Here is a 6,179-nt window from a genome sequence, read left to right on the forward strand (position 1 = left end):
GTCCGGCTCACCGGCCACGGCTCAGCGCCCCGGGCGGAGCGGTCGGGCCGCGCCGCCCGCGGCCACCGCGTCCGGGCGGCCGACCCCGCCGGACGGGACCGCCGGACGGCGCCCGCCGGGGCTCACGTCGCGAGCGCCCGGGTGAAGCCCACCAGGTGGCCGACCGGGTCGCGGAACCCGCGGTCGCGCACACCGTAGGGCTGGTCCATCGGCTCCGGCAGCACCTCGCCGCCGGCCGCGCCGACCCGCTCGAAGGCGGCGTCGCGGTCGTCCGTCGCGACGATGACGCCGCGCGGCGGGCCCTCGGCCATCAGCTCCGCCACGGCCTGCCGGCCGGCCGACGAGGCGGGCGGGTCGGCCGGGGGCGAGGTGAGGACGATGTTCACATCCGGCCGCGAGGGCGAGCCGACGGTCACCCCGCGCATCCCCTCGGACCCGATGCCGGCGCGCACCGCCTCCGGGCCGAGGGCGTCGCGGTGGAAGGCGATCGCCCGGTCGTGGTCGTCCACGGCGCTGAAGCACCGCGAGAGCCTGATCTCCATGCCGCCCAGGCTACGACCGCCCGGCGGCGCCCGCTTCCCCGTTCCTGACCGGCCGGGTATGGATCTTGGCGATGCAGGCCGGGACGGCGGCGCCGTCCTCGTGGCCGCGGGCCCGGTAGGCGCTCGGGTTCTCGCCGACCAGCTCGGTGAAGCGCGCGCTGAACGACCCGAGCGACGTACAGCCGACCGCGAAGCAGACCTCCGTCACCGTGAGGTCGCCGCGCCGCAGCAGCGCCTTGGCCCGCTCGATCCGGCGGGTCATCAGGTAGCTGTACGGCGTCTCGCCGAAGGCGGCGCGGAAGCTGCGGGAGAAGTGCCCCGCGGACATCAGGGCGTCACGCGCCAGGGCCGGGACGTCGAGCGGCTCGGCGTAGTCGCGGTCCATCCGGTCGCGGGCCCGCCGCAGCCGGACGAGATCGGCGAGGTCTGGGCGTTTCACCCGATCAGTCTCCCACAGCGTCCGCGGCGCGGGCCGGGAGCCGTGGGAGACCGCGCGCCCCGCCGCGGCCGGCCGGTGTCAGGCCCCGACGTAGGCCGCGAGGTGCTCGCCGGTGAGGGTCGAGCGGGCGGCGACGAGGTCGGCGGGCGTGCCCTCGAAGACGATCCGGCCGCCGTGGTGGCCGGCCCCGGGCCCGAGGTCGACGATCCAGTCGGCATGGGCCATCACCGCCTGGTGGTGCTCGACGACGATGACCGACTTGCCCGAGTCGACGAGCCGGTCGAGCAGGCCCAGCAGCTGCTCGACGTCGGCGAGGTGCAGGCCCGCGGTCGGCTCGTCGAGGACGTACACGCCGCCCTTGTCGGCCATGTGGGTGGCCAGCTTGAGCCGCTGGCGCTCACCGCCGGAGAGCGTGGTGAGCGGCTGGCCCAGGCTGAGGTAGCCGAGCCCGACGTCGGCCAGCCGGCCGAGGACGGCGTGCGCGGCCGGAGTGCGCGCCTCGCCCGCGCCGAAGAACTCCCCGGCCTCCGCCACCGACATCGCGAGCACCTCGCTGATGTCGCGGCCGCCGAGGCGGTACTCCAGCACCGCCGCCTGGAACCGCTTCCCCTCGCACTCCTCGCAGGTGGTGGCCACACCGGCCATCATCGCCAGGTCGGTGTACACCACGCCCGCGCCGTTGCAGGTGGGGCAGGCACCCTCGGAGTTGGCGCTGAACAGGGCGGGCTTCACACCGTTGGCCTTCGCGAACGCCTTGCGGATCGGGTCGAGCAGTCCGGTGTACGTCGCCGGGTTGCTGCGCCGCGAGCCGCGGATCGGGCTCTGGTCGACCGCGACCACGCCCCGGTCGGCGGCGAGCGGACCCTTGACCAGCGACCCGTGCACGAGCGAGCTCTTGCCCGACCCGGCGACCCCGGTGACGACGGCCAGGACCCCGAGCGGGATGTCCACGTCGACGTCGCACAGGTTGTTGGCCGTCGCGCCGCGGATCTCCAGCGCGCCGGTGGGCTCGCGCACCGTCGCCTTGAGGGCGGCCCGGTCGTCGAAGTGCCGGCCGGTGACGGTGCCGCTGGCCCGCAGCCCCTCGACGGTGCCCTCGAAGCAGACGGTGCCGCCCGCCGTACCCGCGCCCGGGCCGAGGTCGACGATGTGGTCGGCGATCGCGATCGTCTCCGGCTTGTGCTCCACCACGAGCACCGTGTTGCCCTTGTCCCGCAGCCGCAGCAGCAGGTCGTTCATCCGCTGGATGTCGTGCGGGTGCAGGCCCGCGGTGGGTTCGTCGAACACGTAGGTGGTGTCGGTGAGCGCGGAGCCGAGGTGGCGGATCATCTTGACGCGCTGGGCCTCGCCGCCGGACAGCGTCCCCGAGGGGCGGTCGAGCGCCAGATAGCCGAGGCCGATCTCGACGAACGAGTCGAGGGTCTGCCCCAGCGCGGTGAGCAGGGGCGCCACCGAGGGCTCCGCCAGGCCGCCGACCCAGGCGGCCAGGTCGCTGATCTGCATCGCGCAGGCGTCGGCGATGCCGATCCGCCCGATCTTCGAGGACCGGGCCCCCTCCGCGAGCCGGGTGCCCGCGCACTCGGGGCAGGTGGTGAAGGTGACCGCCCGCTCCACGAACGCCCGGATGTGCGGCTGCAGCGCCTCCTTGTCCTTGGACAGGAAGGACTTCTGGATCTTGGGGATCAGCCCCTCGTAGGTGAGGTTGACGCCCTCGACCTTCACCTTCGTCGGCTCCCGGTAGAGGAAGTCCCGCATCTCCTTCTCGGTGAACTCGCGGATCGGCTTGTCCGGGTCGAGGAAGCCCGACTCGGCGTAGACCCGCACCGTCCAGAAGCTGTCCGACTTCCAGCCGGGGATGGTGAACGCGCCCTCGGCCAGCGATTTGGAATCGTCGTAGAGCTGGGTGAGGTCGATGTCGGAGACGCTGCCCCGGCCCTCGCAGCGCGGGCACATGCCGCCGGTGCGGTTGAAGGTCGCCTTCACCGTCTGCTTGGCACCGCGCTCCACGGTGATCGCGCCGCTCGCCCGGACCGACGGGACGTTGAAGGCGTAGGCGCTGGGCGGGCCGATGTGCGGCTCGCCCAGCCGGCTGAAGAGGATCCGCAGCATCGCGTTGGCGTCGGTGGCGGTGCCGACCGTGGAACGGGGGTCGGCGCCCAACCGCTGCTGGTCGACGATGATCGCCGTCGTCAGCCCTTCCAGGACGTCGACCTCGGGCCGGGCCAGCGTCGGCATGAAGCCCTGGACGAAGGCGCTGTAGGTCTCGTTGATCAGCCGCTGCGACTCCGCCGCGATCGTGCCGAACACCAGGGAACTCTTGCCCGAGCCGGAGACACCGGTCAGCACCGTCAGCCGGCGCTTCGGGATCACGACGCTGACGTCCTTGAGGTTGTTCACCCGCGCGCCGTGCACGCGGATCACGTCGTGGCTGTCGGCAGCGTGCGGCGCAGGCGGCTGCGCGTCCGTCCTCTTGGCCATGCTGGTGCTCTCTCCATCCGTCGTACGGGCCGCCCGCGCGGTCCCGGTCGGCGTCACCCGGCTCGATCCAACCAGCTTCGGCCGGACGTCCGGTGCTCCCTCGTCGGAGCGGTCGCCCCGGCCGTGCCGCCGGGGGGTGGCAGCGCGGCCGGGAGGCGGCGGGGCCCGCACGGGCCGTCCGTGCGGGTGGTGGCGTCGGTGGCCGGCCGGTCAGCGGACCTCGTTGATCCGGATCACGTTGCCCGCCGGATCGCGGAAGGCGCTGTCGCGCAGGCCGTACGGCTGCTCGGTCGGCTCCTGGACGACCTCGCCGCCCGCGGCCTTCACCCGGGCGAAGGTGGCGTCGAGGTCGTCGGTGGCCAGGACGAGGCGGGCGTAGGTGCCCTTGGCCATCATCCCGGTGACGGTGCGGCGCTCCTCGTCGGTGGTGCGGGGGTCGCCGGCCGGCGGCTCCAGGACGACGGACGTGCCGGGCTGGCCGACGGGGCCGACGGTGATCCAGCGCAGGTCGCCGTAGCCGACGTCGTTGCGGACCTCGAAGCCGAGGACGTCGCGGTAGAAGGCCAGCGAGGCGTCCGGGTCGGTGTGCGGGAGGAAGGTCCAGTGGATGGTGAGGTTCATGGTGAGAAGGCTAGGCGCGGCCGCGTGAGCGGGGCTTCTCGAATCCTGATCGGTTCGGGGCGGGTGGTGGGAGCCCCGGTCGGCGGGCGGCCGGGCACGGCCGCCGTGGGCTCCGGCCCGCGGGGTACCGGGGCACCCGGACGGGAGCGGCGGCACGCTCGCCGGCCCACGCCCCGGCGGTCGGCCAAGGGGGCGGCCGGGGAACGGGACTGACGTGGCGTGAGCATAGGATCCGATGGTTCACGGAACACCGATCCCGGCGGAGGCGCCCACCCATGTCCGATCAGCGCGTGGTCATCGTCACCGGCGGCGGTTCCGGCATCGGGGCGGCCACCGCCCGGCTGCTGCGGGCCGACGGCTGCCGGGTGGTGATCTCCGGGCGCCGCCCCGAAGCGCTGGAACGGGTGGCCCGGGAGACCGGCGCGGTGGCCCGGGTCTCGGACACCACCGACCCGGACGCCGTCCAGGCACTGGTGGAGGGCACCGTGTCCGCCTTCGGACGGCTCGACGGGCTCGTGCTCAACGCCGGCGTCGGCCGGGGCGGCTCGGTCGGCGACGTCACCCTGGAGGACTGGGAGCTGGTGATGCGCACCAACCTCACCGGTCCGTTCCTCCTCCTGCGGGCCGCCCTGCCGCACCTGCTGCGGGCGCGCGGAGCCGTCGTGGCGGTCTCCTCCGTCTCCGCGCTGCGCAACGGGGCCGGCAGCGCGGCCTACGCCACCTCGAAGGCCGCCCTGTTGCAGCTCTGCCGCTCGCTCGCCGTCGACTACGGCCCCCGCGGGCTGCGGGCCAACACCGTCTGCCCCAGCTGGGTGCGGACGGAGATGGCCGACCGCCGGATGGCCCGCTTCGCGGAGGAGGAGGGGCTGGCCGGCCCCGACGCGGCGTACCGGGAGGCGACCCGGCTGAGCCCGGCGGGCCGGCCCGGTGAGCCCGACGAGGTGGCGGCGGCGATCGGCTGGCTGCTCTCCCCGGCCGCGAGCTATGTGAACGGCGCGGTCCTCACCGTGGACGGCGGGGTCACCGCGCTGGACCCGGGCACCACGGCCTTCGACTTCCGGCTGGAGCCGCGGCGCGAGGCCTGACGGCGCCCGAACGGCCGCGCGGCCGGGCCTCCGGCGGGGGCGGGCTCCGGACGTCGCCGGACCCGGCCGCGGAGAACAGGCATGAAACGGCCGATCCGGGTCAGACGAGACACGCACCCCACCCACTCGTCGTCGACAAGGAGCCGTAGCGTGAGCGACATCTCCCCTCTGCCCGCCGCATCCGAGCAGGGCTGGAACCGGCCGCGGCACGCCGCGTGCCGGAGCGTCGACGGCAGCCGGCTCTTCCGGGGCGTGGACGGCCCCGGCGCGGTCCTCGGCGGGGCCGAGGAGGCCGCCAAGGCCCTGTGCGGTGCCTGCCCGGTGCGGATCGAGTGCCGCCGGCACGCCCTCGCCGCACGGGAGCCGTTCGGGGTGTGGGGCGGGCTGGGCGCGGAGGAGCGCCATGCCCTCTTCGTCAGCGACCTGGTGGCCGGCCACGACCTGGTGACCGACCGCCCCGCCGCCTGAACGCCCCGGGGTCGGCCGCACCGCCGGCCGGTTCCGCGATCGCGGAGCCGGGGCCGACCCCCGGCCCGGCCGGCCCCGGCGATACCGCGGCCGGTCGGGCGCCGGCACACCGCAGGGCGGCCGTTGTCGACGCTCGGTGCGACCGGACCGGTCAGGCGGGCCGGACCGTCGGGAAGGTGTCGCCGCCGGTGATCCACTCGCCGCGGCGCATGACGGCGACCAGGTCGTGGCTGCCGGAGTCCAGGACGACGAGGTCGGCGTTCTTGCCGGTCTCCAGCGAGCCGACCGAGTCGGAGAGGCCGAGCAGGCGGGCCGGGACGGCGCAGAGCGACTCGACCGCCTGGGTCAGCGACAGGCCGTTGACGGTGACCGTACGCCGGAGGGCCGCGTCGAGCGTCAGGGTCGACCCGGCGATCGAGCTGCCGTCGGCGAGCATGGCGACGCCGTCCTTGACCTCGACCTGGAGGGGGCCGAGGGGGTAGAGGCCGTCGCCCATGCCGGCGGCGCCCATGGCGTCGGTGATCAGCGCGACCCGGGAGGCGCCGG

7 protein-coding genes are annotated in these 6,179 nt (G+C 74.8%); 2 read left to right on the top strand and 5 right to left on the bottom strand.

What is annotated here, in order from left to right; all coding sequences use genetic code 11:
• Positions 1 to 122 precede the first annotated feature (122 nt).
• From ACIQTO_RS11680 to ACIQTO_RS11695, 4 genes are all read right to left on the bottom strand, one after another.
• The gene (locus ACIQTO_RS11680) at positions 123 to 542 is read right to left on the bottom strand and encodes a VOC family protein (protein WP_402386253.1); all 420 of its coding nucleotides are present in this window, start codon (positions 540 to 542) and stop codon (positions 123 to 125) included.
• A gap of 10 nt (positions 543 to 552) precedes the next feature.
• Positions 553 to 927, bottom strand: a complete 375-nt coding sequence (locus ACIQTO_RS11685; protein WP_402386297.1) for a helix-turn-helix transcriptional regulator — start codon at positions 925 to 927, stop codon at positions 553 to 555.
• Positions 928 to 1,059: 132 nt separating this feature from the next.
• Positions 1,060 to 3,459 (bottom strand): ATP-binding cassette domain-containing protein, encoded by a 2,400-nt coding sequence (locus tag ACIQTO_RS11690; RefSeq protein WP_402386255.1) that lies wholly within the window; start codon positions 3,457 to 3,459, stop codon positions 1,060 to 1,062.
• A gap of 210 nt (positions 3,460 to 3,669) precedes the next feature.
• Complete coding sequence (locus tag ACIQTO_RS11695) at positions 3,670 to 4,080, bottom strand: VOC family protein (RefSeq protein WP_402386258.1); 411 nt, start codon at positions 4,078 to 4,080, stop codon at positions 3,670 to 3,672.
• A 275-nt stretch (positions 4,081 to 4,355) separates the two neighbouring features.
• On the opposite strand from ACIQTO_RS11695, the gene ACIQTO_RS11700 reads away from it, so the two are divergent.
• Positions 4,356 to 5,165 (top strand): SDR family NAD(P)-dependent oxidoreductase, encoded by an 810-nt coding sequence (locus ACIQTO_RS11700; RefSeq protein ID WP_402386260.1) that lies wholly within the window; start codon positions 4,356 to 4,358, stop codon positions 5,163 to 5,165.
• A gap of 150 nt (positions 5,166 to 5,315) precedes the next feature.
• Positions 5,316 to 5,633, top strand: coding sequence for a WhiB family transcriptional regulator (locus ACIQTO_RS11705; RefSeq protein ID WP_402386263.1), 318 nt, complete (start codon positions 5,316 to 5,318; stop codon positions 5,631 to 5,633).
• Between the two features lie 151 nt (positions 5,634 to 5,784).
• On the opposite strand, the gene ACIQTO_RS11710 is transcribed toward ACIQTO_RS11705, so the two are convergent.
• A partial coding sequence (locus ACIQTO_RS11710) for an amidohydrolase family protein (protein ID WP_402386265.1) occupies positions 5,785 to 6,179 on the bottom strand: 395 nt, incomplete at its 5' end.

Source organism: Kitasatospora sp. NPDC091207 (assembly GCF_044768625.1).
In the GTDB taxonomy this organism is placed as follows: domain Bacteria; phylum Actinomycetota; class Actinomycetes; order Streptomycetales; family Streptomycetaceae; genus Kitasatospora.